At 34.1% G+C, this 25,182-nt stretch carries 27 protein-coding genes; 14 read left to right on the top strand and 13 right to left on the bottom strand.

Going from position 1 to position 25,182, the window contains the following annotated elements; translation table 11 throughout:
• Nucleotides 1-58 precede the first annotated feature (58 nt).
• The 3 genes from ACHRVL_RS11715 (at nucleotide 59) to ACHRVL_RS11705 (ending at nucleotide 2,834) form a co-directional block, all read left to right on the top strand.
• A complete protein-coding gene (locus tag ACHRVL_RS11715) occupies nucleotides 59-694 on the top strand; it encodes an HAD family hydrolase (RefSeq protein WP_395412922.1) in 636 nt (211 codons plus the stop codon).
• 577 nt (nucleotides 695-1,271) lie between these two features.
• The gene (locus ACHRVL_RS11710; protein ID WP_370432323.1) at nucleotides 1,272-2,297 is read left to right on the top strand and encodes an NAD(P)-dependent alcohol dehydrogenase; all 1,026 of its coding nucleotides are present in this window, start codon (nucleotides 1,272-1,274) and stop codon (nucleotides 2,295-2,297) included.
• A gap of 162 nt (nucleotides 2,298-2,459) precedes the next feature.
• Nucleotides 2,460-2,834, top strand: coding sequence for an STAS/SEC14 domain-containing protein (locus ACHRVL_RS11705; RefSeq protein WP_089054731.1), 375 nt, complete (start codon nucleotides 2,460-2,462; stop codon nucleotides 2,832-2,834).
• 152 nt (nucleotides 2,835-2,986) lie between these two features.
• Here ACHRVL_RS11705 and ACHRVL_RS11700 read toward each other — a convergent pair whose 3' ends face one another.
• The 3 genes from ACHRVL_RS11700 to ACHRVL_RS11690 all read right to left on the bottom strand — a co-directional run bounded on the left by ACHRVL_RS11700 (nucleotide 2,987) and on the right by ACHRVL_RS11690 (nucleotide 5,135).
• On the bottom strand, nucleotides 2,987-3,268 hold the full coding sequence (locus tag ACHRVL_RS11700) for a PrgI family protein (RefSeq protein WP_129024895.1): 282 nt from the start codon (nucleotides 3,266-3,268) through the stop codon (nucleotides 2,987-2,989).
• A 269-nt stretch (nucleotides 3,269-3,537) separates the two neighbouring features.
• Complete coding sequence (locus tag ACHRVL_RS11695) at nucleotides 3,538-3,921, bottom strand: hypothetical protein (RefSeq protein WP_395412920.1); 384 nt, start codon at nucleotides 3,919-3,921, stop codon at nucleotides 3,538-3,540.
• A gap of 296 nt (nucleotides 3,922-4,217) precedes the next feature.
• The gene (locus ACHRVL_RS11690) at nucleotides 4,218-5,135 is read right to left on the bottom strand and encodes a DsbA family protein (protein ID WP_395412918.1); all 918 of its coding nucleotides are present in this window, start codon (nucleotides 5,133-5,135) and stop codon (nucleotides 4,218-4,220) included.
• Nucleotides 5,136-5,300: 165 nt separating this feature from the next.
• Between ACHRVL_RS11690 and ACHRVL_RS11685 the strand changes: the two genes are divergently transcribed.
• The 4 genes from ACHRVL_RS11685 (at nucleotide 5,301) to ACHRVL_RS11670 (ending at nucleotide 7,280) form a co-directional block, all read left to right on the top strand.
• Nucleotides 5,301-5,618, top strand: a complete 318-nt coding sequence (locus ACHRVL_RS11685) for a helix-turn-helix domain-containing protein (RefSeq protein WP_129024893.1) — start codon at nucleotides 5,301-5,303, stop codon at nucleotides 5,616-5,618.
• Nucleotides 5,619-5,654: 36 nt separating this feature from the next.
• On the top strand, nucleotides 5,655-6,053 hold the full coding sequence (locus ACHRVL_RS11680) for a hypothetical protein (RefSeq protein WP_395412916.1): 399 nt from the start codon (nucleotides 5,655-5,657) through the stop codon (nucleotides 6,051-6,053).
• 127 nt (nucleotides 6,054-6,180) lie between these two features.
• A complete protein-coding gene (locus tag ACHRVL_RS11675) occupies nucleotides 6,181-6,657 on the top strand; it encodes a TlpA disulfide reductase family protein (protein ID WP_395412915.1) in 477 nt (158 codons plus the stop codon).
• Nucleotides 6,658-6,668: 11 nt separating this feature from the next.
• Nucleotides 6,669-7,280: a thioredoxin family protein gene (locus tag ACHRVL_RS11670; protein ID WP_395412914.1), complete on the top strand. Its 612-nt coding sequence runs from the start codon at nucleotides 6,669-6,671 to the stop codon at nucleotides 7,278-7,280.
• 49 nt (nucleotides 7,281-7,329) lie between these two features.
• Here ACHRVL_RS11670 and ACHRVL_RS11665 read toward each other — a convergent pair whose 3' ends face one another.
• Nucleotides 7,330-8,064, bottom strand: a complete 735-nt coding sequence (locus ACHRVL_RS11665) for an AAA family ATPase (RefSeq protein ID WP_395412911.1) — start codon at nucleotides 8,062-8,064, stop codon at nucleotides 7,330-7,332.
• A 31-nt stretch (nucleotides 8,065-8,095) separates the two neighbouring features.
• Complete coding sequence (locus ACHRVL_RS11660; protein ID WP_395412909.1) at nucleotides 8,096-8,827, bottom strand: YggS family pyridoxal phosphate-dependent enzyme; 732 nt, start codon at nucleotides 8,825-8,827, stop codon at nucleotides 8,096-8,098.
• A 161-nt stretch (nucleotides 8,828-8,988) separates the two neighbouring features.
• On the opposite strand from ACHRVL_RS11660, the gene ACHRVL_RS11655 reads away from it, so the two are divergent.
• Nucleotides 8,989-9,216, top strand: coding sequence for a thioredoxin family protein (locus ACHRVL_RS11655; protein WP_089059321.1), 228 nt, complete (start codon nucleotides 8,989-8,991; stop codon nucleotides 9,214-9,216).
• A gap of 93 nt (nucleotides 9,217-9,309) precedes the next feature.
• A complete protein-coding gene (locus ACHRVL_RS11650) occupies nucleotides 9,310-9,573 on the top strand; it encodes a DUF2024 family protein (RefSeq protein WP_395412907.1) in 264 nt (87 codons plus the stop codon).
• 61 nt (nucleotides 9,574-9,634) lie between these two features.
• On the opposite strand, the gene ACHRVL_RS11645 is transcribed toward ACHRVL_RS11650, so the two are convergent.
• Nucleotides 9,635-11,047, bottom strand: a complete 1,413-nt coding sequence (locus tag ACHRVL_RS11645; protein WP_395412905.1) for a PLP-dependent aminotransferase family protein — start codon at nucleotides 11,045-11,047, stop codon at nucleotides 9,635-9,637.
• A gap of 97 nt (nucleotides 11,048-11,144) precedes the next feature.
• Here ACHRVL_RS11645 and ACHRVL_RS11640 point away from each other — a divergent pair, with 97 nt between their 5' ends.
• On the top strand, nucleotides 11,145-11,606 hold the full coding sequence (locus ACHRVL_RS11640; protein ID WP_089054718.1) for a cupin domain-containing protein: 462 nt from the start codon (nucleotides 11,145-11,147) through the stop codon (nucleotides 11,604-11,606).
• 12 nt (nucleotides 11,607-11,618) lie between these two features.
• Entirely contained in the window at nucleotides 11,619-12,509 is an 891-nt protein-coding gene (locus tag ACHRVL_RS11635; protein ID WP_395412901.1) for a dihydrodipicolinate synthase family protein, read from the top strand.
• Between the two features lie 70 nt (nucleotides 12,510-12,579).
• Here the strand turns inward: ACHRVL_RS11635 and ACHRVL_RS11630 are convergent, their stop codons facing one another.
• The 3 genes from ACHRVL_RS11630 to ACHRVL_RS11620 are packed head-to-tail and all read right to left on the bottom strand — an operon-like array spanning nucleotide 12,580 to nucleotide 14,665.
• The gene (locus tag ACHRVL_RS11630) at nucleotides 12,580-12,873 is read right to left on the bottom strand and encodes a DUF3861 family protein (protein WP_089054716.1); all 294 of its coding nucleotides are present in this window, start codon (nucleotides 12,871-12,873) and stop codon (nucleotides 12,580-12,582) included.
• Nucleotides 12,874-12,890: 17 nt separating this feature from the next.
• The gene (locus ACHRVL_RS11625; RefSeq protein ID WP_089054715.1) at nucleotides 12,891-13,619 is read right to left on the bottom strand and encodes a LytTR family DNA-binding domain-containing protein; all 729 of its coding nucleotides are present in this window, start codon (nucleotides 13,617-13,619) and stop codon (nucleotides 12,891-12,893) included.
• A gap of 2 nt (nucleotides 13,620-13,621) precedes the next feature.
• Nucleotides 13,622-14,665, bottom strand: a complete 1,044-nt coding sequence (locus ACHRVL_RS11620) for a sensor histidine kinase (protein WP_395412900.1) — start codon at nucleotides 14,663-14,665, stop codon at nucleotides 13,622-13,624.
• A gap of 266 nt (nucleotides 14,666-14,931) precedes the next feature.
• Between ACHRVL_RS11620 and ACHRVL_RS11615 the strand changes: the two genes are divergently transcribed.
• From ACHRVL_RS11615 to ACHRVL_RS11605, 3 genes are read left to right on the top strand one after another with little or no spacing between them, the layout of a single operon-like run.
• Nucleotides 14,932-16,095 carry an efflux RND transporter periplasmic adaptor subunit gene (locus ACHRVL_RS11615; RefSeq protein ID WP_395412899.1) on the top strand — a complete coding sequence of 388 codons (1,164 nt, stop codon included), beginning with the start codon at nucleotides 14,932-14,934 and terminating at the stop codon, nucleotides 16,093-16,095.
• 2 nt (nucleotides 16,096-16,097) lie between these two features.
• A complete protein-coding gene (locus ACHRVL_RS11610; protein WP_395412898.1) occupies nucleotides 16,098-19,265 on the top strand; it encodes an efflux RND transporter permease subunit in 3,168 nt (1,055 codons plus the stop codon).
• An 18-nt stretch (nucleotides 19,266-19,283) separates the two neighbouring features.
• Nucleotides 19,284-20,690: an efflux transporter outer membrane subunit gene (locus ACHRVL_RS11605; RefSeq protein WP_395412896.1), complete on the top strand. Its 1,407-nt coding sequence runs from the start codon at nucleotides 19,284-19,286 to the stop codon at nucleotides 20,688-20,690.
• Nucleotides 20,691-20,823: 133 nt separating this feature from the next.
• On the opposite strand, the gene fucP is transcribed toward ACHRVL_RS11605, so the two are convergent.
• From fucP to ACHRVL_RS11585, 4 genes are all read right to left on the bottom strand, one after another.
• Complete coding sequence (fucP, locus tag ACHRVL_RS11600; protein WP_395412894.1) at nucleotides 20,824-22,125, bottom strand: L-fucose:H+ symporter permease; 1,302 nt, start codon at nucleotides 22,123-22,125, stop codon at nucleotides 20,824-20,826.
• 154 nt (nucleotides 22,126-22,279) lie between these two features.
• Nucleotides 22,280-22,720: a MaoC/PaaZ C-terminal domain-containing protein gene (locus ACHRVL_RS11595; RefSeq protein ID WP_089059310.1), complete on the bottom strand. Its 441-nt coding sequence runs from the start codon at nucleotides 22,718-22,720 to the stop codon at nucleotides 22,280-22,282.
• A gap of 96 nt (nucleotides 22,721-22,816) precedes the next feature.
• On the bottom strand, nucleotides 22,817-23,875 hold the full coding sequence (locus ACHRVL_RS11590) for a Gfo/Idh/MocA family oxidoreductase (protein ID WP_395412893.1): 1,059 nt from the start codon (nucleotides 23,873-23,875) through the stop codon (nucleotides 22,817-22,819).
• 80 nt (nucleotides 23,876-23,955) lie between these two features.
• Complete coding sequence (locus ACHRVL_RS11585) at nucleotides 23,956-25,182, bottom strand: extracellular solute-binding protein (protein WP_395412891.1); 1,227 nt, start codon at nucleotides 25,180-25,182, stop codon at nucleotides 23,956-23,958.

The raw sequence follows: 25,182 nt of genomic DNA, 5'->3' as shown, positions 1-25,182 counted from the left end.
TTTACAAGACTTCACTTTTGTGCGAGTTAAAATTATAATTAAATGAAAATCAATAAAAATGGTTAAATGTATTATTTTCGATTGTGATGGTGTGTTGGTCGATACAGAGAAAATTGGCAACGGAGTATTGCTTGAAATGGCGTCAGAACATGGCTTTGAAATGAAAATTGAAGACGCTTATCGCAATTTCAACGGTCGTAAGTTAAAAGATTGTTTCAGATATATAGAAGAAACTATTGATAAAGAACTTCCAGAAACTTTTGAAACAGAATTTCGTCAGAGAAGTTTTAGTGCTTTTAAAACACAGGTTAAACCAATGGAAGGTATTGTTTCATTTATAGAAAAACTCACAATTCCTTATTGTGTTGCTTCAAGTGGACCAGTTGAAAAAATCCGTTTAAATCTTGAAGTCGCTGGTTTATTGAATAAGTTTGAGAACAAGCTTTTTAGTTCATATCAAATAGGGAGTTGGAAACCAGAACCGGGAATTTTTTTGCACGCGGCCAAAGAAATGGGTTTTGATGTAAAAGACTGTATTGTGGTTGAAGACAGTGTTGCAGGTGTACGAGCCGGAATAGATGGCGGTTTTAAAGTATATGGTTTTGCAAACGGATATAATGATAATGATTTAGAAAAGGAGGGAGCAATACTCTTTAGAAGCTACGAAGAACTTGCTGCTATTGTAAGTTTATAATATAAAAATGGTTGTCAAAAAAAGACAGCCATTTTTTATTTATGATATGTTCATTTCTTGATGCGATTACTAAAAGAGCGTGTGAAATAGTTCGTTTGAATTTCTATTGAAATTCCTAAACATTATGATTTCGTAACAATGCCATAAACATAATAGCAATTTAAAGTCCTAAAATTGCAACTCCTTATAGAGTTTATATCAAGTATAGTTTTTTTAATTGTTTACGTTTTTTAATGAATGAAAATACGGCTCATTTTTTTAAAATAAAACATTTATATACGATACAAGATTCAAACTATAATAACAACAATAAAATAGTTGCTGATACTTTAAAATAGACCAATAAAGTTTATCATTTAGTATTAAAAGACAATTAAAATGTTGTGTTAGTTTATTTTTTATTTTTTTGACAAAACCTATTTCTTTAATGAAATAGGTTTTTGTGTTTCTATACCTGTTTACTACACCCTTGATTCTTGATTTAGATTGCGTTAAGAAATGTATAAATAGCCTTGAAAATGTGATAGTTGAATTTTATTTGATTAAATTTACTAGACTAACTTATAAAAAAAATCTTATGAAAGCAGTGCGTTTTTTTGGACATAAAGATGTTAGGATTGTGAATGATTTAGAAAAACCATCTCCAAAAGGCGATGAAGTATTATTAAAAATTGGCGGTGCTGGAGTATGTCATTCAGACTTGCATATAATTGATGATGGCATTGTATCTGGTGTTACTTTTACATTGGGGCATGAAAACGCAGGCTGGATAGAAGAAATAGGAGAGGATGTAAAAGGATTTAAAAAAGGAGACGCAGTTTTGGTTTATGGTCCTTGGGGATGCGGTCATTGTAAACCTTGTCAGCATTCTAATGAAAATTACTGCGACCACCAGTCAGAAATGGCTTTTGGCGGAGGTCTTGGTTTAAATGGAGGAATGGCTGATTATATGCTGGTGCCTTCATCGCGTTTGCTGGTGCCAATTCATGATTTAGATCCTGTGATTGCGGCTCCGTTAACAGATGCAGCTTTAACGCCGTACTCAGCAATTAAGAGATCATTACATAAGTTAATGCCAGATGAGTACGTGGTTGTAATTGGGGTCGGAGGATTGGGTCATGTGGCGCTTCAAATTTTATCAGAAATGTGCGGCTCAACTATTATAGCTTGCGATATAACTCCAGAAAGACTCGAATTTGCTAAAAAATTAGGAGCTGCTTATGCTATTAATTCTACAGATAAAGATGCTGCCGAACAAATAAAGAAGATTACAGGAATTAAAAAAGCCAAAGTTGTAATTGATTTTGTGGGAGCTACTTCTACAATTGACTTAGGAACAAAAGTTGTTGGTTTAGACGGCGATTTAACGATTGTTGGTCTTGGCGGCGGAAATTATGAATACAATATGAATGGTCTGCCTTTTGGGGTAAGTTTAACAAACCCTTACTGGGGTTCTAGAACCGAATTAATGGAAGTCATAGGACTGGCACTTCAAAAGAAGATTCACATTGAAGTTGAAAAATACAGTTTAGATCAAGCAGTCGAAGTTTATGATAAACTAAGGCATGGACAAATAAAAGGAAGAGCAGTATTGATTCCTTAATTGTAATCTTGTAAATAATGAATGAAAGAGTATAATGAAAAATAAAAATCTAATGGTAAATTTGAGTTGCCTTTTAGTATTCTAAAATTAGATTTCTAACTAAAACTGTGATGGAATAAGACTTGGCAGGCTCAAAAATAATAACTCAAAAAGTGTAATATTATGATACATCAAATTGACACAACTGATAATTTAGTTGCTTTTAGAGCATTGGCAGAAATGACAAAAGAAGATTTTTTAATCGTTGTTGTTCCTGCTGTCGAGCATTTGGTAAAGCAAACTAATGAAATTAATTTTTTACTGGTTTTGGATACTGAAGTAGAAAAATTTACTGCAGGCGAGTGGCTTCAGGAAGCGCTGTTGGGACTTAAAAATCTTGGAAAATGGAATAGAGCGGCGATAGTATCAGATTCTGAAGAAATAATTTCGCTTGCAAACGGATTCGGCTATGTAGTTCCGGGAGAATTTCACGGTTTTAGAAAAGAATCTTTTAATAAAGCATTAAACTGGGTAGAAGGAAATATTAACCTTGCCTAAAAAAATGATTTCAATTTTTAAATCAATTTTATTTTTAAACTAAAAGAAAAACACTTGTAAATTCACGAATTGTAATCAAACAAAATGGTGAATCTACAAGTGTTTTTTATTTTAGATTTCAAGTTTTTAAATTGAAGCTTAAAAAACACTGGCTAATAATTATATTCGATACCGCTGCTGTCGGTTTTTTCTCTTTTCTCTTTAGAAGTCTCTGTTATCTTTTTATAGCATGCAGCTGCAAGCAAAGGTACAGCAAGACTTCCTACCACTGCAGCCGTTTTATTTTGTCCGGCTTTTTTAAGTACGGCTCCAGCCAAAAGAGAGCCTAATCCCGCAAATACTAAATGTTTAACCGATGGTCTGTAGTCTTTGTAATCTTTTTTTTCAGGTTTAATTCCGTGTAATAATGGGTCTATAAAATTTAGTTTTTCCATAATTATGATAATTTATTTAATGATACCTAATTTTGTCTAATGTAATAAAAATGTTACGTTTATTCTAGTTTTAACTGTTGATTTTTTTACGAATTGCTAAACCAGAAAGAAATCGTAAGATTATAAAGATCGGCGAAAATCCAGCCAAAATCAATCATCAAGGATCGTTTAACAAAAGTTTATAATAGTAAACGATAAAAACGTTAATTGTATCCTAAAGCCTGGATTCTTATTTACGAAATGCGTTTTGTTTTAAAATTTAGCAGTTTTTAGGCTCTAGGATGATTTTCAGGATAATGTTCGGCATCAAAATCACTTAAATCCTCATCTTTATCTAAATCTCTTTCTTTCTCTAGATCATTTTCAAAGTTTAGTTCATTAGTGCTGTTGTCCTTCTCTTGATTTGCTTTTTCACTATCATTAGTGATCGAATTATCTTCGTTTATAACTCGTTCTTCATTAGGAATGTTTTCCATTCTTATCGATTCATTTCCATTAAAATCAGTAGTTTGATTTCGTCCATCATCGATAAACTCTTCTTGATATTGATATGGATCTTCGTCAGGTGAAAAATTTACAGTATAATCAAAATTTTCCTGATCCATAAAATCAGGGTCTCTAAGACCATAATCTTGGTTGTTTAGCTTTTTCATAACTTTTCTATTTTTTCATTATTTCTTAGCTTCCAAAGTTTTTATATATTCCGAAAATAGAGAAAACAACCTCTTTTTTAGTTGATTTAGAGGAGTTTAAGTGTCATTAATTTTGGGCATATTTACAAAGGTACTTTAAAAATTGAAAAAACTTTTATAGAAAAGTAGATTATAGCTGCATAATTTTCAGGTAGTTAGATTTACTGCAGGAACAAAAAGGAATTACTGCTTACTGTTAAGTTTAAAACATAAAAAAGCCATAAAGAAATTGATCTTTATGGCTTCGGTCCAAAAAACTAACTTCTAAAATAAAGTGAATGATTTTTTATAGATATTTTCCCCAATTTTCTATCCTTAAATAATTCATCAAGTATTTCTTCCGCCTGATTATATGAAATATCTAAAATCACGGCATATTCTTTTGGAGCCAATGTTGGATAGATCTCAAAAAGAGATAATGGATTTTCATTTTTAAATATCTTCTTTTTTGCTTCAGGATATAATGCCAGCAAAGCATTTTCATAATATGCATATGGTTTAGAACCATAAACTGTTAGTTGATTGTTGTTTTTATCAGCAAAAAATAAAGTTGGAAAACCTCTTACACCAAGTGTTCTCGCTAAATTTAAATCCTCCTGAAAAAGTCTTTTAGCATCTCCATCGTAATCACTTTTTAGTCTTGCAATGTCAAGATTTGCAAGTTTGGCCGCTTCAGCAATATTATCCCATTTAGCAATATTCTTTTTTTCGAGATATAATTTCTCACGTAGGATACGCATAAAAATTACTGCTTTTTCTTTACTCTGAATTTGCGCGGCTTTCATAGCAATGCAAGAAGGATAAGAAGAATCCAATGGATCTTCAAGCCAAACATTGCCGTCAATTGGCATTTCGTAATGCTGACTTGCTTCATCCCAATGATGAGCAACATCCGATGGTTTACTTATACCGCCGCTGTTGTAACTCCAGTCAGGCAGTAAACCGCCCATTTTGTAATCTATTTCAAAATACTCGGAATATTCCAGTTTTAGTTTTCTCAATTGCGGCTCAATTCCCCAGCATGAAGAACAAATAGGGTCAGTATAATAAATAATTTTTACAGGTTTACTTTCGGATTTAATAACCGTTGTTTCATTTGATGCTTTGCCAACTGGCATTTCGCACATACCGCTTTCAGAATCACACAGTAACGGATTTGTTTTATTATCGTTCATTCTAGAATTAGTTTGCGATTGACAGCTCGCACTGCAAATTAGGATTAATAACAGCGAAAGTATTTTCATAATTACTGTTTATAATTCTTGCTTTAGGTTTTAATTTATATTTTTACATAACAAAGCTCGTCCATATTTAATAACAAATCAATTAGTCTAAAAAAGATGACTACAGAAAGTAAAGCAGAAAAAGATAACGAATGTCCAGCACAAGCACTTTTGAAGTTATTATCAGGTAAGTGGAAACCGGAGATTTTTCTATTAGCAGTAGAGGGTCCGTTGCGTTTCAATACACTTTTAAGAGATTTAAAAGGATCAAATAAACAATCGATCGCCGTCGCACTTCGCGAATTGGAAGATTTCGAACTTTTAGATAAAAAGGTTATCAAGCTGAAGCCGCTTCATATTGAATATACGTTATCTGAGAAGGGAAAATCCTTGATTCCTGTTTTTAAACAATTAGAGTTGTTTTTAGAGAAATAGATTTTTTTTGAAGTGTAAAGAAAACTTAAAATTAATATGAAAAGACTGTTTTTAGTTTTATTGATGTTACTGCAATTTCCTTTAAGTTTTGGGAATAATCAAACAGAAGAGCCATCCTCACAGAAAATTATTGGAACTTGGTATGCCGACAGGAATCGAAATACAAAATGGGTTTTTACTCAAGACAGGAAAATCTATAATTATGATAAGGATGTTTTTAAAGTAATGTATGGTTATACTATTTCTCACCGCTGTCAAAACAATTCAAACGATACTACCGAATTTTTAACTTTCATGGACAGAGACGGTAATGAATTCTGTTTTAGAATAAATGGAATTAACGAGAATAAAAACGGAATTCTATCTCTTACTAAATTAGATAATGGAGAAACGCTCTTGTTTGTTAACAATTTAAATGTAACAACTGGAAGGTAGTATTTTGAGGGAATTTTCTTAATGCTGTAGAAATTTTCTTTCTACTATTAAACTTTCATTAACAAAAACTAAAACTTCATTAGTTTATATTTGTGAGGCAAAAAATAATCCTAAAGTATTGTACCTCATGAAAATTAAGTCATTTTTTTATCTGTTTCTATTTGTTGTTTTTTCAGTTTCATCTTATAGTCAAAATGTAAAACTGCTTACAATAGATCAGCTTAATGAAAGAATTGAAAAGGGAAAAGACAGTACTTATGTTGTTAATTTTTGGGCAACTTGGTGTGCGCCGTGTATAAAAGAGTTACCGCATTTTGAAAAATTAAGCGCAGAACATAAATCAGATAAATTGGCGGTATTACTAGTAAGTTTGGATTTTAAATCAAAGTTGAACTCGAATGTAATTCCGTTTGTGAAAAGAAAAAATCTGAAAAACGAAGTATTTCTATTGAATGAAGGAAGTCCGCAGGAATTTATCGATCGAATTGATCCAAGCTGGTCAGGAAGTATTCCTGCAACGCTTTTTATAAAAAATGGCAAGCGAAAGTTTGTCGAAAGTGAATTTACTTACGAACAATTATTAACTGAATATAAAAAACTGTAAATCCAAAAACCATGAAAAAAATAATCCTTTTATTAATGCTGGCATTCTCTGCCTTTCTAGCTCAGGCGCAAACTGCAACACTTAAAGCTGGTGATACTGCTCCAGATTTTAAACTGAAAAATGTAGATAATAAAGAGGTTTCTTTTGCAAGTTTTCCAAAAGCAAAAGGTTATATAGTAGTTTTTACTTGTAATACGTGTCCTTACGCAGTAGGTTACGAACAAAGAATAATTGATTTAGATAAAAAGTTCAAACCACAGGGATATCCTGTAATTGCAATTAACCCTAACGATCCAGAAGCTTCAAAAGCAGATACTTTTGACAAGATGCAGGATTTGGCAAAAGAGAAAAAATATCCTTTTCCATACTTGTTAGATCCAGGACAAAAAATTACCGATGAGTATGGTGCAAAACGCACGCCTCACATTTTTATCGTTTCTAAAACAGCAAAAGGAAATGTAGTAGAATATGTTGGCGCGATTGATAATGATCCAGAAGGCACAAAAGCAGATAAAGTAAAATATGCCGAAGATGTAATTGCAGCTTTAAAAAGCAATCAAAAGCCTGCTGTAACGCAAACTAAAGAAATTGGCTGTACTGTAAAAAGAAAAGCAAAAGCTTAATAATATTTGTTCTATAAATGAAAACGCCTCAAAATTTTGAGGCGTTTTTTTATGAAATAGTTTCAATACGTTTTTTTTGTTCTTGAAGTTCCAATTCAGCAATAATTTGTCTTTTCATCGCTGTATGAACATAATCTTTTGCTTCGGCATATGAAATATCATATTTACGTGAAATATCCTGTAAATGGGCAGGAAAAACATCAAGTATTTTATCATAATACGTATTCAGTTCATTTTTACTCGGCATTTCGAATTTTAGTTTAATTTGAAACCTGCGAAGCAATGCCGAATCAATACTATTGTAAAAGTTCGTCGCACAAATCAATAAACTATCTGTCGGGAAATAATCGATTAATTGGATTATAGTGTTTACCAAACGTCTCATTTCGGCAACATCTTTATCGTCGCTTTCTCGGCTTCTGCCAATTTGATCAAATTCATCCAGAAATAAAACTGCTTTTTCGCGAATTGCTTTGTCAAAAAGAGCCTTTACATTTTTTGAAGTTTCTCCAATTTTAGCATTAATTAAAGTGCTGAGGTTGATAATAACAATGCTTTTATTTAAAGCTGTTGCTACGGCTTTTGCAGTTGTAGTTTTACCACAGCCGGAATGACCATGAAGCAGTATTTTATTGTTGACGTTGAGATTGTATTTTTTTAATTCGTCAATATACTTATGCTCTTTGATTGTGTTAAGCAATGTCGTTTTGTTTTCTTCACTGAAAAGCAAATCATCAAGTGCAATTTTTTCAGTATCGTTTACAACAAGTTCGTACAGATTCATTTGTGTGTTTTATTTAATGCAAAATTATGCTTTATTCTGCAATATTTTCATTCCAGATTTCTTTTCCTAAAAAACGATTTCCAAAAATTGAAGTTCCTACTCTTACCATATTTGAACCCTCGGTAATAGCCAGTTCTAAATCCTGCGACATTCCCATTGAAAGCTTTAAATGAGTTATGCCATCAATTTGAGCATTATAAATTTGATCTCTTATTTCTCGAAGTAATTGTAATGACGGACGCATTTTTTCTTTTTCAACGTCTAATAAACCAATTGTCATTAAACCTTTTATGTTTAAAGTTTTATATTTTTTTATTTCTTTTATAAAAGAGATAACTTCAGTTGGTGCAAGTCCAAATTTACTTTCTTCAAATGAAGTGTTTATTTGAATAAAAACATCAACGCTTTTGTTTTCCTTTGATAATTGTTTGTCTAATTCTTCGGCTAAAGACAATCGGTCTAAAGATTGAATACAGGATGCGTATTTTAAAACATCTTTGACTTTATTGGTTTGAAGATGTCCAATAAAATGACGTTCGATATTTAAATTTTCCAAACCAGAATCTTTATCACGAAGTTCCTGCATTTTGTTTTCGCCAATAAGTGTTTCTCCTGCTTCTATTGCAATTCGTATTTTCTCTGCAGAGACCGTTTTAGTCGCCAATAATAATTGTACGTCTGATGATTTTCGGTTAGAAAGTCTGCAGGCATCTTCAATACGCTGATGAACTTGCTTTAAATTATAAATAATATCTTCCTTCATAGCTGCAAAGGTAAAGGCATTGAGAAACGTAAAAAAGATCCAGTTTTGAGTATTTCAAATAGTCCAGTTTCTTCTATAAATGAGAAAACTGGATTATTTAACAACTTTATATCCTTTCTAATTTTGTCATGGCAATAAAGTCAAATTAAAAACAAATACAAATGAGCAAATCAATTTTTTATCACGCCGGCTGTCCAGTTTGTGTAAGTGCCGAACACGACATTTTAAATTTAGTTAAAGATGTTGAAGTAGTAAATATTGGAGAAGACAGAGCGAGAATTTCAGAAGCTCAAAAAGCAGGTGTACAATCAGTGCCAGCCTTAGTAACTCCAAACGGAAATGTGCTTCATATTAATTTTGGAGCCTCAATTGCAGATGTAATTGGATAAACACAGGTGGTTTCAAGCTTTGTCAAAGTTTGAAACTTTGACAAAGTTAAGTTTTCACAAACCATAAACTAAAAACGACAAACAAAAAACAATATGAAAGTAGCAGTATGGGATACTTATGTTACCCGAAAAGACGGTAAGATTATGCATTTTGATATTTTAGTTGATGAAAATACGAGCGATACAGAACAGGTTTTTGAATATGGAAAAACGTATCTTAAAAGTGTTTCTCAAGAAGGTCAGTCTTTAACTTCGAAAGAATGCAGATTTTGTCATATCGATAAAGCGCCTTTAGAAATTGAAAATCAAATTCGTAAAAACGGCTTTTCGATTATCGAAATGGAAAATTGCAATTAATTTTGTTTTCTTAGTTTAGTATAGACTGAAAATCTTTGTGTTTTCAGTCTTTTTTTATGTTTTATAAGTACTTAGAGAGTGCAATAATTCCTTCTTCCAGTTGTTTTTCACTAAGAGAAGCATAACCCAAACGCAAACCTAAAACGGGCTTTTCAAAACTGAATTTTTCAGGATTCATGATTTTGATTCCTTTGGTTAACAATTCATCACATACTTTTTGAAGATTAGTTTCAGTACTTGGAACAATCCAAAAAGCCAAACCGCCTTCTGGTTTAATAAAAGTAATTTTATCTTTAAGATGGAGTTTGCAAAGACTTTCAAAATAATCTCTTTTAGCCTTGTAAATTAAACTCGTTCGTTTGAGATGTCTTTTTATTTTACCTTCGTTTATAAGGTTCAAGACCGCTTCTTCCATGATGTTATCCCCTTGAACGTCGATGATTTTTCTGTGTTTTCCAATCTTTTCTACGTTTTCTACCGAACTTGCAAGATAACCAATTCGCAGTGCCGGCGCTACAATTTTACTTAATGTGCCTATGTAAACAAAGTTTTTTGCTTTGCTGTAACTTGAAATGGGTAAAATTGGTCGTTGTCCAAAATGAAATTCATTATCATAATCATCCTCAATAATGGTAAAATTATAGTGATTGGATAATTCGATCAATTTCAACCTCTTTTTTAAGCTCATTGTAACCGTCGTCGGAAATTGATGATGAGGTGTAACGTAAATGGCTTTTATGTTTGGATACTTTTTAAGATAAGCTTCAACTTCATGTAAATCTAAACCGTCTGATGCGACATTTACTGGAAGCAGTTTTGCACCGGCATTTTCAAAAGCTTCCCAAGCAGGTTTGTAGCCTGGATTTTCGATCATCACAAAATCATCTTTAGTGAGCAAACAATGAGCCGCTAGATACATTGCCATTTGACTTCCTCTTGTAATACAGATTTCATTTGCCGAAACGTTCATCCCTCTTTTAAAATTCAGCATCTGGACTATCGCTTTTCTGAATTCGATATCGCCAAGTTCAGTGCTGTATCCCATAATTTGTCTTCGTGATTTTCGATTAAAGATTTCTCTGTAAGCACGAGCAAGATCATTCATCGGCGCAAGACTGCTGTCGGGTAATCCATCATCAAAAATAAGATGCGTTTTTGCTTCCGTTATAGTTGCATTAATTTGAGAATCGTTCTTTTTATCACAAAGCATATCAGGTGATAAATCGGCAATAAAAGTGCCTTTTCTATCGATTGTAATGAGCCAGCCTTCGGCAGTTAAAACGTCTAGTGCTTCGATGACTGTGTTCCTGTTTACATTCAGTAAACCAGCAAGTTGTCTACTTCCAGGTAAAGCATTTCCTGAGGTAAGTTTGTGTGATTTAATTGCGGCTATAATAGCATCGGCAATTTGCAGATAAAGTGCTTTATCTGATTTTTTATCTAACTGAATTTCAAATTGCCATGGTCGTAACATCTGGACTAGTTGTTTGTGATAAAACTGTGTTATCTGTACAGTCCAAAGTTACAATATTTTTGTCACGCAATAATGCAACAATTAAAATTTAATGAACATGGAAACTAAAGAAAAAAAATTCTCATCAAAAGATTTTCATCAAACTTATGCAAGACCAAGTTTTGTAATGCCTGAAAAATTAATTCATAGAAATGTTGAAAACGCGGGTGTACACGATCAATTTTCTACGGAGAGAAAACATCCAGTGTTTTTTGTCGATCTGCCAAGTAAAAATGTAAGCATGACTATTGGAGGATTATTGCCTGGACAATTAACGAACAGACATAGACATACGTACGAAACATTGCTATATGTAATTGAAGGTTCTGGATATACTGAAATCGAGGATCAGAAAGTAGAGTGGAAGGCTGGAGATGCGGTTTACATTCCAGCTTGGACATGGCACAGACATCAGAATTTAAGCAATACTGAAAATGCAAAATACATTGCGACTGAAAATGCACCGCAATTGCAAAATTTAGGAGTAGCACTTAGAGAAGAAGAGGGAAGAGATTTATAAAAAAGCAAAGAAATGAAAAACAAACAGTTTAAAGGTATTATTGCCTACCCAATTACGCCATTTGATGAAAATGAAAAAGTTGATATTAAGCTTTACAAGCAATTGTTAGAGCGGTTAATTGTATCAGGATCTCACGCAGTTGCTCCGCTGGGAAGTACAGGAGTGATGCCTTATTTGAATGATGAAGAAAAAGAGGCTATTACTGAAGCAACTGTTGAACAGACAAAAGGGCGGGTTCCGATATTAGTAGGAGTTTCAAATTTAACGACTGAAAGAACTATTTATCACGCGAAAACTGCCGAAAAAGCAGGTGCTGATGCTGTAATGATTATTCCGATGAGTTATTGGAAATTAAGCGATGACGAAATTGTGAAACATTACGATGCTGTAGCAAAACAAATCTCTATTCCGATAATGGCTTACAATAACCCAGCTACAGCAGGAATTGATATGTCGCCAGCTTTATTGAAAAGACTTCTCGAAATTCCGAATGTTACAATGATTAAAGAAAGTACGGGAGATGTTCAAAGAATGCATTATTTGAAGAAGGAGTTAGGCGAAGATGTAGCTTTTTACAACGGATCAAATCCGCTGGCACTTTCTGCATTTGCGGCAGGAGCAACGGGCTGGTGTACGGCAGCTCCCAATTTAATTCCTGAATTGAATATTGCCTTATACAAGGCCATTCAAAACAATGATTTAAAAGAAGCTCAAAAAGTATTTTATAAGCAGATCAATTTATTGAAGTTCATTGTAGAAAAAGGACTTCCAAGAGCAATAAAATCGGGTTTGAACAGTATGGGAATTGACGGCGGAAAATTAAGAAAACCGTTATTGCCGTTAACTGAAAAAGAAAGCACCGAACTTAGTGCTATTTTAAAATTAGTTAATAATTTGAATTAGAAATAAGAATAGATTCTAAAAAAAAACAGCCAAACCTGATAATTAAGTTTGGCTGCTTTTCTGTGTAAAATTATAAACTTTTAAGCTTTTTCATAAAGATAGGAAACACTTCGTTTAATTCGTCAAACAAAGGATTTTTGCGATGTTTGATGTGTATTTCATTAAATAATTTTAAACCTACTGCAAACTGTGTTGCTTCATGCGGATTATCGAATATGTTTTTGTCTTTTATTTTTTCTATGATTCCAAAGATTTCATCGTGATTACTAAACTCCAGTCCAAGTTCTTTTGCGGGTTCTGTTTCACCATTTGCATATTGTTTTAGACTTAATGTCAAATGATATTTGTTTGATCTTTTTTCCATGATATTCTATTTCAATTTTATTTTAACCATTTATCTACGATGGTTTTAAACGTTTCTTTGTATTGCTCGCCTACTGTAATTTCAAATTTTCCAATAAAAAGTGAGTTTTTACTAATAGCGGTAATTTGATCCAGCGAAACAATAAATGAGCGGTGAACTCTCATAAATTTGGTTGAAGGCAGTTTTTCTTCGAGTGCTTTTAAGGAAATAAGCGACAGCACTGTTTTTTGAGAGTCATCGAGATGTACTTTTACATAATCTTTCAAACTTTCGATGTATAAAATATGTTTTAAAGAAATTCTAACCCATTGGTATTCGACTTTTAAGAAAATAAACTCATCATCGGCAGTAATAGACTGAAATTGGTTAGAATTATCTTCTGTTAATTGCAGTACTTTGTTTGCGGCACGCAGAAATTCTTCATAGCTAAAAGGTTTTAAGAGATAATCTACTGCATTTACTCTATAACCTTCTATTGCATAATGGTTGTAAGCTGTTGTAAAAACAATTCTTGGAAGTGATCCCGGCTGATCTTGCAAAAGTCGGGCGAGTTCCATTCCAGTTAAATTTGGCATGTTTATATCCAAGAAAACAAGATCTGGTTGTTTGTCGCGAATCAAAGCCATAGCTTCAACTGCATTATCGCAACTGGCGCTCAATTGTAAAAAAGGCGTTTGCTCAATAAAAGTTTCTACGAGCTTTAATGCGAGTGGTTCATCGTCTACAGCTATACATTTTAATACCATCGTTAATCTAAAGTTAAGTGCAGTTTTACATTGTATTTACCATTTGGAGCAATACCGGCTTTTAAAGTATGCTTGTCAGGGTAAATTAAATGCAGTCTGCGTTTTGTATTTGTTAACCCAATACCGCCTTCATTTGTAGTTGAAGATTTTTCGAAATACGTGTTTTCTACTTCAAATTCTAAAGTGCTGTCTTTTTGTCTCAGCGAAATATGAATTTCACTTTTATCAGTAGCATGAACACCATGTTTAAAGGCATTTTCTACTAAAGGTAATAATAACATTGGAACTATTGGGTAATCGTGAATTTTTTGCGGTATATCAGTTGTAATAGTAAGTTTACTGTTGGCACGAAGTTTCATTAAAGCAATAAAATCCTTCATAAAGTCAGCTTCTTTCAGTAAAGTTGTCGTTTCTTCGGTACTGTAAAGTAAGTAGCGCATCATTCGGCTCAAAGTATGAAGTGCATTTCTTGAATCTTCAATATCGGTATAAGTCAGTGAATAAATACTATTAAGAGAATTAAAGAAAAAGTGCGGATTTATCTGTGCTTTAAGCATTGCCAGTTCAGCCATTGTTTTATCCTGTTCCAGTTTTTGTTTGTGCTGAGCGGCTTTTTGCCAATGCTGCAGCATAGCCCAGCTTGTACTGATTCCTAAAACCAATAAAGTCAGCATTAAAACATAATTATCAAAATAAGGGCTTTTATACTTTTTTAGTCCTAAAACCAAGCGTATTTTGCTGTGAAGATCTGTTTGTGACGTATAAAAAAAGGCAATGATCTGCATAGCAAAAACAATGAGCAGAGCCCACAGCAGAAATGGTGAAGTATTATCTTTTATTATGGTTCTTGGAACTATAATTCGGGCATTCGAATAGAAAACAATTATTAATAAAAACAATACTATTATCTGCCAAATCCAAAAAACCGTTGGAAGCACTACATTCCAAGTTAAAGGGATGTAAAACAACATGATAAATCCCAATAATAACCAGCTCAAAATATGCAGTCCAGTAAATAAATAAGGTCTAAAAATGTTTGAAGCCATTATACGTTTTCTTTTTTTATGACAATATTACATTTTATTTAAATAAGATATAAAAGCAATCGCTAAAAAGAGATTTAGAGACTTTATAAACCTTATTAGAACCGATGAGTTCAGAAATTAAACAGTTGTTTAATTTTTAGAAAATTTCATCGTGTGTCAGCTCATCTCTATCGATTGTCTTTTGCTTTTCGTCTATTTCCTATTTTTTGCGTATTCTATTTTAGTTCTTTTGCTTACTAATAAATAGATAATTACACATTTTAACAATGAATAAGCAATCGTTTTTAAGCATTTTCGCAGCATCAATTATTATCGCATCTTGTGGTAATAAAAATGATAAATCGGCTCAAGCCGGAGGCGCGCCACAAGTTAAAGAGTATAAAACGCTGACATTACAGCCAGAATCAGCTACGCTAAACAGCGATTATCCTGCTAGTATTCAAGGACAGCAGAATATTGATATTCGACCAAGAGTTGAAGGTTATATTGACAAGATTTTTGTAGATGAAGGTGCAGTAGTAAAAGCAGGCCAGCCATTGTTTAAAATTAGTGCACCAGAATACGAGCAGCAAGTTAGAACTGCTGCTGCAAGCATTAAAAGCGCACAAGCAGATGTAAGCAGCGCAAAACTTGCAGTTAACAAAGTAAAACCATTAGTAGAAAAAGGTATTATAAGCAAATATGACTTAGAGTCAGCTCAATATACTTACGAATCGGCATTAGCAGCTTTAGCACAGGCAAATGCAGCTTTAGTAAATGCCAAAATCAATTTAGGATATACAACAGTAACAAGTCCAGTTGACGGCGTTGTAGGTTCAATTCCATTTCGTTTAGGAAGTTTAGTAAGTTCTAATACTGCAGAAGCTTTAACAACAGTTTCGAGCATAGGAAATGTGTATGCTTATTTTGCAATGAATGAGAAAGCACTTTTAAATTTCACTAAAGATAACACCGGAATATCGTTAAGTCAGAAAATTAAAAGTCTGCCGGATGTTTCTTTATTGCTTTCAGATGGTTCAGCTTACGATCAAAAAGGAAAAATAGAAACTGTAAACGGGTTGATTAATACCGAAACAGGAACTGTAAATATTAGAGCTCGTTTTTCAAATCCAAAAGGAATTATTAGAAGCGGAAGCAGTACAACAATTAGAATACCGAGTGAAGTAAAAGATGCTATGATCATTCCTCAGAGCGCAACATTTGAACTTCAGGATAAAATTTTTGCAGTAGTTGTAGGTAAAGATGGCAAAACTAAAAATGCCAATATTACGATTCTTGAAAATACAGCCAAAAACTATTACGTAGTAACAAGCGGTTTGAAAGCAGGAGATGAAATTGTATTAGAAGGAGTAGCTTCTTTAAAAGAAGGAAGTGAGATTAAAGCTAATAATCAAAAATCAGAAATGATTTATGCTGACTTAAAACAATAAAGATGTTTAAAAAATTTATACAAAGACCCGTACTCTCGACGGTAATATCTGTTATTATTGTCATTTTAGGTGTTTTAGGCCTAATAGAGTTACCTATTTCTCAATATCCAGATATTGCACCTCCTACTGTAAACGTAGCGGCAAGTTATACTGGAGCAAATGCCGACGTAGTACTTAAAAGTATTGTAATTCCTCTTGAAGAGCAGATTAATGGTGTAGAGAACATGACTTACATGACTTCTACAGCAACAAATGATGGAAATGCTTCTATTAAAATTTTCTTTAAAGTTGGTACAGATCCAGATTTAGCAGCAGTAAACGTTCAAAATAGAGTTTCAAGAGCAACAAGTTTATTACCAGTTGAGGTAACTCAGGCAGGGGTTACAGTAACCAAAAGTCAGAGTAGTAACTTATTGATATTCTCTTTATACAGTGATGATAAAGCTTATGATCAAACGTTTCTTCAAAATTATGCGAAGATCAATCTTGTTCCGCAAATTCAGCGTGTAGTTGGAGTAGGAGATGTAACCGTTTTTGGTGCAAAAGATTACTCTATGCGAATTTGGCTGAAACCAGATGTAATGCAGCAATATAAATTGATTCCGAGTGATATTTCGGCTGCTTTGGCAGAACAAAATATTGAAGCGGCGCCAGGTAAATTTGGTGAAAACGGAAATCAAGCATTTCAATATGTAATTAAATACAAAGGACGTTTAACCAGTGCTCAAGAATTTGAGGATATTGTTATTAAATCGGTAGGAAACGGACAAATGCTCCGACTTAAAGATGTGGCTAAAGTAGAGTTAGGATCTTTAAGTTATGCTCAGACGATTAAAACAAACGGTGTAGAATCGGCAGCTATGGCGATCAGCCAGACTCCTGGATCGAATGCTCGTGATGTAATTATTAATTCTAAAAAATTAATTGAAGAAGCGGCAAAGACTTTTCCAAAAGGAATGAAGTATACCATTATGGTTGACGTCAACGAAAATTTGGATGCCTCTATTGAGAAAGTAATTCATACTTTGATTGAAGCTTTTATATTAGTTTTCATTGTAGTATTTATTTTCCTTCAAGATTTTAGATCTACTTTGATTCCAGCAATTGCAGTTCCGGTTGCAATTGTAGGAACGTTCTTCTTCCTGAATTTATTCGGATTTACGATCAACTTGTTGACGCTTTTTGCTATGGTTCTTGCCATTGGTATTGTTGTCGATGATGCAATTGTGGTCGTTGAGGCGGTACACGCCAAATTAGATCACGGTTATAAATCGGCTAAAAAAGCGACTATTCATGCTATGGACGAAATTTCTGGAGCGATTATTTCGATTACTTTAGTAATGGCGGCTGTATTTATTCCGGTAACTTTTATTACAGGATCAACAGGAGTTTTCTATAAGCAGTTTGGTATTACACTGGCTGTAGCGATTATACTTTCGGCAGTAAATGCCTTGACGTTGAGTCCGGCTTTGTGTGCGCTTTTACTTAAACCGCATGCAGATGATCATAAACATAAAAGTTATTTACAGCGTTTTTATACTTCATTTAACGTTGCATTTGATAATGTAACCAAAAGATATAAACGTTCAGTAAGTTTCCTTTCTGTAAAAAAATGGATTGTATTAGCTTCAATTTTGATTTCAGGTCTGGCATTATTTTACATGATGAAAACCACACCATCTGCTTTCGTTCCTTCGGAAGATCAAGGAACTGTTTTTGCTAATATCAGTTTGCCGCCATCATCTTCTATGGAACGTTCTGATGTAATTGCTAAACAAGTAGACAGTATTGCTAAGACGATTCCGGGAGTTAAAAATACACTTCGTATTGTAGGGCAGAACTTTACTGCTGGAGCGGGAAGTGCGTATAGTATGGTTATTGTAAAACTAGTGCCGTGGGGTGATCGTGATTTAAGTGTTGATGATGTTATTGGGCAGCTTTTTGCTAAAACAAGAGGAATACGTGAAGCCAATATATTCTTTATTTCGCCTCCTACTATTCAAGGTTTTGGACAAAGCGGCGGATTCGAATTTCAGCTTCAAGATAAAGGCGGACATACAACTGCTGAGTTCTTTAAAGTAAATACTGAGTTTTTAGAAAAGTTATCTAAACGTCCAGAAATACAATACGCGACAACACCTTTTAATCCTGGTTTCCCTCAATATATGATGGACATTAATTTGGCAAAAGCCAAAGATGCAGGAGTTTCGATAAACACAATTTTATCAACTATGCAAGGGTATTATGGCGGATTGTATGCGTCGAATTTCAATAAGTTTGGAAAACAGTATCGTGTGATGATTCAGGCTTCGCCAGAGTTTAGAACCAATACAGAAGGATTAAATAAAATCTTTATTCGTAACAGCGCTGGAAATATGGCTCCAATTACGGAGTTTGTAAAAATGACCAGAGTTTTTGGACCAGAATCGATTTCAAGATTTAACCTTTTCTCTTCTATTTCGATTACTGGAGCTCCAAACCCAGGATTTAGTTCTGGAGATGCGATTAAAGCAATTCAAGAAGTTGCTGCAGAAAATCTGCCAGCAGGTTACGGATACGAATTTTCAGGATTAACGCGTGAGGAATTAGCATCAGGAAGTGAAACGATTTTCATCTTTATTTTGTGTTTAGTATTCGTTTACTTCTTATTAAGTGCGCAGTATGAGAGTTATATTCTGCCGTTTGCGGTATTATTCTCCATTCCGTTTGGATTAGCGGGAGCGTATTTGTTCTCGATTGTGTTCAAGCTAAATAGTAATATCTATTTGCAGATTTCCTTAATCATGCTTATCGGACTTCTTGCGAAGAATGGTATTTTGATCGTCGAATTTGCCCTTGATAGAAGACGTAAAGGTCTGCCAATTGTGCAAGCAGCAATCGAAGGAGCCGTAGCACGTTTACGACCAATTTTAATGACTTCGTTTGCCTTTATCTTAGGACTTGTTCCTTTGATGTTTGCTACTGGAGCAGGAGCTGTAGGAAATAGATCGATTGGAACAGGAGCTGTTGGAGGTATGTTAATTGGAACCATTTTAGGAGTATTTGTAATTCCGGTTCTGTTTATCATTTTCCAAACCTTACAAGAAAGAGTAAGCGGTCCTGCAAAAGACGGTTATGATGATGAAGACGATGATGAGGAAATTCAGTTACTAGAAGCTCACAAAGAGTAAAATTTAATTCAAACAGAGATGACTAAGAGTTCAAATAAATATATTCTGATGGTAATCACAGCCGCACTTTTAAGTGCGTGCTCGATTACCAAAAAGTACGAACGTCCAACAACGCTCTCAACAGATAAGTTGTATCGTGATCAGGCTTCTGCCGATTCTGCTACAATTGCCGATATGCCTTGGCAGAGTGTTTTTAAAGATGAAAAATTAAATGCATTAATTCAAAAAGGATTAGACCAAAATCTTAACTTGAAAAATGCAATTGAAAATATTGTGCAGTCGAGAGCTGCTTTACGTCAAAGTAAATTAGCGTATTATCCAACATTAAATGTAGATGCAAACATTACGCGAAATAAACAATCGCAAGCGGGACTTAATTTTCCTCCAGGTATTAATATCAATACATTAACTACAACCCATAAATTAGGTTTAAGTTCTTCGTGGGAAATTGATGTTTGGGGAAAACTAAGCAGTTCAAAAAGAGCAGCTTTAGCTTCTTATCTTGCTACAGATGCTGCAAAGCAAGCAATTCAGACACAATTGATTTCAGACATTGCAAATAATTATTTCTTGCTGCTAGCTTACGATAAACAATTAGCAATTACAGAAGCTACATTGGCAAGTCGTATTAAGAACGTTGAAACGATTAAAGCATTAAAAGAAGGAGCTATTGTAACGGGTGCAGCTGTAGTGCAAAGTGAAGCCAATCAACATGCTGCTGAGGTATTGATTCCAGATTTAAAACAAAGCATTCGCGAAACTGAGAATGCAATAAATATTTTGTTAGGGCAGGCGCCTGGAGCAATTGAAAGAGGAGTATTAGGTACGCAGATTATTCCTGAGAATATTGCTGTAGGCATGCCTTCACAATTGCTGCACAATCGTCCAGATGTTCGTCAGGCGGAATTTAATTTCAGAGTTGCTTTTGAATCGACGAATTTGGCTAAAACTTATTTTTATCCAAGTTTGACCCTTACAGCCAGCAGCGGATTTTCGAATTTAGAGTTGAAAGATTTCTTTAGTAATTCTATTTTCTATTCGATTATTGGCGGTTTAACACAGCCAATTTTTAATCAAGGGCTTAATAAAATGAGATTGACAACTGCGCAGTCACAACAATTACAAGCTTACAATAATTTTCAGCAAAGCCTTTTAAATGCTGGACAAGAAGTTTCAAATGCTTTGTATGCTTATGAGATGGCAGTAGAAAAAGAAGATTCAAGAGAAAAACAAATTGAAGCTTTAGAAAAAGCAGTCGATTTTACGCAACAGCTTTTAGAATACAGCTCGGCAACAAATTACACAGATGTATTAACTTCAGAACAAAACCTTTTAGCGGCGCAATTGAGCGGTGTAAATGATAACCTGCAGAAACTGCAAGCCGTTGTTAATTTGTACAGATCTCTTGGCGGAGGCTGGAAATAGAAGTGAAAGCAATAAAAATTCCACAATGATCATGTTTCTTCGATGATCGCCTATTAATTAAATTTAAACATTACGAAAAACGCCTCAATTAATTGAGGCGTTTTTTATTAAATCTAATATCGAGAATGGTTTATTATTTTAAAACTTTCACTTTATGACCATACAAACCAAACGATAAAATAATCACAAAACACAAAAGCGGAATAATATAACCTGATTGAATATCATCATGTTTGATATCGATTAAAGTTCCCATTGCATAAGGAAGAATCGCGCCGCCTACAATCGACATTACAAGCCAAGAAGAGCCGGTTTCTGTATTCGATTTCAAACCAACCAATCCTAATGAGAAAATAGTTGGGAACATAATTGACATAAAAAAGCCAATACCGCCAAGTGCGTAAATAACCACAATTCCAGTTCCGTAAATTGCTAATAAACAAAGCACAATACTGGCAGCACAATAAATAGAAAGTAAAACATAATCCTTTACAAACTTCAAGAAGAAAGTTCCAATAAAACGTCCTGCCATAAATAAGAAACCGTAAATACCAAGATAATATCCTGCTGTTTTTTCATCTAAACCTGCGCCTTGCTGTGCTATTCTAATAAAGAAACTCGTAATACAAACTTGTGCACCAACATAAAAGAACTGCGCTGCGACAGCCCAGCTTAAATGACGAAATTTTAAAACAGAGAAAAATCCGGGTTTAATTTCGGCTTCAGTATGCTGAGGTTTCATTGAAGGCAGATGCATAAAGTAGAATATAATTGCTACCAAAACCAATACACTTCCTAAAATAATATAAGGCATTTTTACTGCAGCAGCTTCACCCAATAAATAGGATGCTTTCTCTGCTTCGGGCATTGCTGCCATTTGTTCAGGTGTATGATTTGTACCAGAAAGGATAAATAACGAACCTACAATTGGAGCAATCATAGCTGCTAAACCGTTGAATGAAGCCGCTAAATTCAATCTTTTAGAAGATGATTCTGCAGGTCCTAAAATTGCCGCATACGGATTGGCACTTGTCTCTAAAATTGTTAATCCGCAGCCAATTACAAATAGTGCAAATAAAAACAATTCATAAGTTCTCGTATTTGCTGCAGGTACAAATAAAAATGCACCCGCTGCGAAAACCAATAATCCAGTTATGATACTGTTTTTATAACCAAATCGTTTAATAAGCATTCCCGCTGGAATCGCCATTATAAAATAGGCAAAGAATACCGAAGTATCAATTAATGTCGATTGACGATTGTTTAGTTCGCATGCTTTTTTTAAATGCGGAATTAAAATAGAATCCAGATTATGTGCCATTCCCCAAAGGAAAAATAAGCTGGTAATTAAAATAAATGGCAAAAGGTATTTTGTTCCCTTTCCGCCTTCTGACGTTACTTCGTGTATGTCGCCAGTTTGGTTTGTTACTTGCATTAGTTAGTTTTTTTAAAAGATTCAAAGATGCAGAGGTTCAGAGGTTCAAAGATTTTTTTGTAGAGACGCACATTAGCGCATCTTGATCTAAAGGTAATGAGGAGAAAAACCTCTGTTCCTTTGCCACTTTGAACCTTTGCACCTCCAAAAAGAATTATTTCTTTTTGACCAAAAGAAGGTGATCACATACCAAAACCACTTCACCTCTTTGGTTAATGATTTCAACATGTTCTGTTACGGTTCCCATTTCGGGATTTTTGGCTTCGCCTTTTTCAGAAATGGTAATTTCAGAGTGGATCGTATCGCCAATATGAACTGGTTTTACAAAACGCATTTTGTCATATCCTCTAGAAAAAGCTTCAGGATTTATTTCAGAAGCAGTTAGTCCGATACCAATGGCAAAAACCATAGTTCCATGCGCAATACGCTGTCCGAATGGTTGTGTTTTACACCATTCAGCATCCATGTGATGAGGGAAAAAATCTCCCGTATGCCCGGCATGAACTACAAAATCAGTTTCTGTAATAGTTCTGCCTAAAGTTACTCGCTTATCATCAAGTAAGTAATCCTCGAAAAATGTTGATTTGAAATACATAAATATTTAGTCGTAAAGTTGTAAAGTCTAAAGTTGTAATGTTAAAAGTCATAAAGTGTTATAAAGCCAAGTCTTTAAGACTTTCGACTTTAAGACTTAAATTAAAATTCCTCCATTTGTGTTGCTGATGTAGCAAGCTTCAACAACTTTCATGGTATCTAAAACGTCTTGAACGCTTGCTAATAATTTTGAGTCTGAGCCTTCTTTAAAGCGCATTAAATTTGACATCGTTCCTATGAAAGCTTCTGGAAACCATGAACCTTCAAGATCAACTTTTTTCCATTCATATTTGCCTTCTTCGTTTTCAATTGCATATTCAAAAATGTCTGGAAGTCCGTCAGGGTAATTCATCAATAAACCCATTTTGGCTTTGATTGCGCCTTTTGTCCCTTCCCATTTAATGTAACTTTCTTCGTGATTTGGACCAAAATGATGATCGTGATTTGTGTTGATAACAACGTGTTTGTCTTGGCCATAATCAAGAATAATAGTAGAACGGCATGATGATAATTTTTTAAGCGGATGTTTGGCTGTTTTCGCCATTACACTTTTTGGATTTCCTAGAAAAGATCGTATACAATCGATGTAATGTACGCTGTGAAAAAGAATTTCCAATCGCGGATGTTCTTTGATTAGCGGAAATAATTCCCAAGGTGTATTTACCGTAACTTTAAATTCAAAATCATATAAATCGCCAATCAATCCTTCATTAATTAAATATCTGGCAGCACTTACAAATGGTGAAAAACGAAGTTGAAAATTGATTGCTGCAACGAGGTTTTTTCTTTCGCAGACTGCAACAATCTCTCTGGCTTGAGTCAAATCATTTCCCATAGGTTTCTGAATCAAAACTGCTGCACCGTCAGGTAATTGCTCTAATATTTCTATATATTGATCAGGTAAAACTGTAATGTCGTAAACCGCATTTGATGGTGCATTTTTAACAGCATCGGCAACATTTTCAAAAACATGCTGAATCTCAAATTCTTTTGCTAGATCGTGTGCTTTTGCAATAGTTCTGTTCGTAATGCCAAAAACCGTAAAACCAGCCATTTTATAGGCAGGTAAATGTGCGTCTTTTACAATTCCGCTGGCTCCGATAATGATAATCGGCTGTTTGGTTTCGGGAAGTAAAGGTTTATATGGAATATTCATTTTGTTAACTTTTTTATGGTTAGTTACTAGAAGCAAACATTGTCAAAGTTCTAAACTTTGACAATGTTGACTGCACGTAATCACTTCGTTAATTTTTCAATATTATGCTGTGTTATTTCTAAAAGTATTTTTGATGGAATTTCTGTTTCAATCGCTTTCAAAACCATCTGATCTATAAATTCAGTCACTTTAGGCCAGATTGGAGTTTGTGGTAAAGTCAAAGCATTTTCATGCAGCATTTCCAGTTTATGGTAATACGGAATCGTTTTATTGATTTCGGCATCATTCCAAGTCGATTTTCGACAGCCGATTCCGCCTTCAGTAGTCAACAATTTATCACTTTCAGCCGTTGTCGCGAATCGTAAAAAATCGTAAGCCAATTGTTGATTTTTACTTCCTGTGCCAATCGTGTACAGCCAATACACATTTAACGAAGCCGTTTTGCAGTCTGCGTTAAAAGGCAATTCAGTAATATCAACTTTGCCTTTTACTTTCGATTCCTCGATTACTTCACACATAGAGGCAAATCCAAACCAGTTAATTGCCATTGCTGCTTGCCCTTCGGCGAAAGCCATACCAGCTTCAACAGAACCAAAATTCTTCGACCCCGGATGAACAGCATCTGTATTACTTACTATAGTTCTATAATAATCTAAAGCTTCAACAGCTTGATTATGATTGATATTAATTTGATTGTTATTGTCTAAGAGTGAGCCGCCGCGTGTCCATAGCTGTAAACAGAAATCAAAAACCATATTATGACCGTCAGGATAATTGGCAAAAACACAGCCGTATAAATTGCTTTCAGGGCGGTTGAAAAATGTCGCGATTTGGGTGAATTGCTCCCAAGTTTTAGGAGGGAACAATTCGTAACCAAATTGTTTCTTAAAGTTTTCTTTTTCTGTTGGATTTTCAAATAAATCCTTTCTAAAAATCAAGCACTCAGGCCCATCATGAAACGGAAGACCGTATGTTCCGTTATTAATCTGCTGTAAATGCAATAAAGATTTGTGCCAGCCGTCAGGATAATTCTGTGGAGGATTTTGAGAAATAAAAGAAGTTAAATCTAGAACCGCTTTTTCATTTGCAGCATCAAAAATCCAATCCGTATTTAGATGTGCAATATCCCATTTACCCTTTTTTAAACCTTTTTTTACAATGGTTTTTTCATAAAGATCGTGAAGTTCCATTGGAATCATTTCAACGTCAATCTGAATATTGTTTTTCAAACAAAAAGCATCCCACAGCTTTTGCAGCGTGCTTTCAAAAGGAGAAAATTTTCTAACAGCGATTCTAAATTTTGCCAT

Origin of the sequence: Flavobacterium sp. FlaQc-28, assembly GCF_044007415.1 — a bacterium.
Classification (GTDB): domain Bacteria; phylum Bacteroidota; class Bacteroidia; order Flavobacteriales; family Flavobacteriaceae; genus Flavobacterium.
The sequence above is the reverse complement of the archived record's forward strand: the minus strand, read 5'-3'. Positions and strand labels throughout refer to the sequence as shown.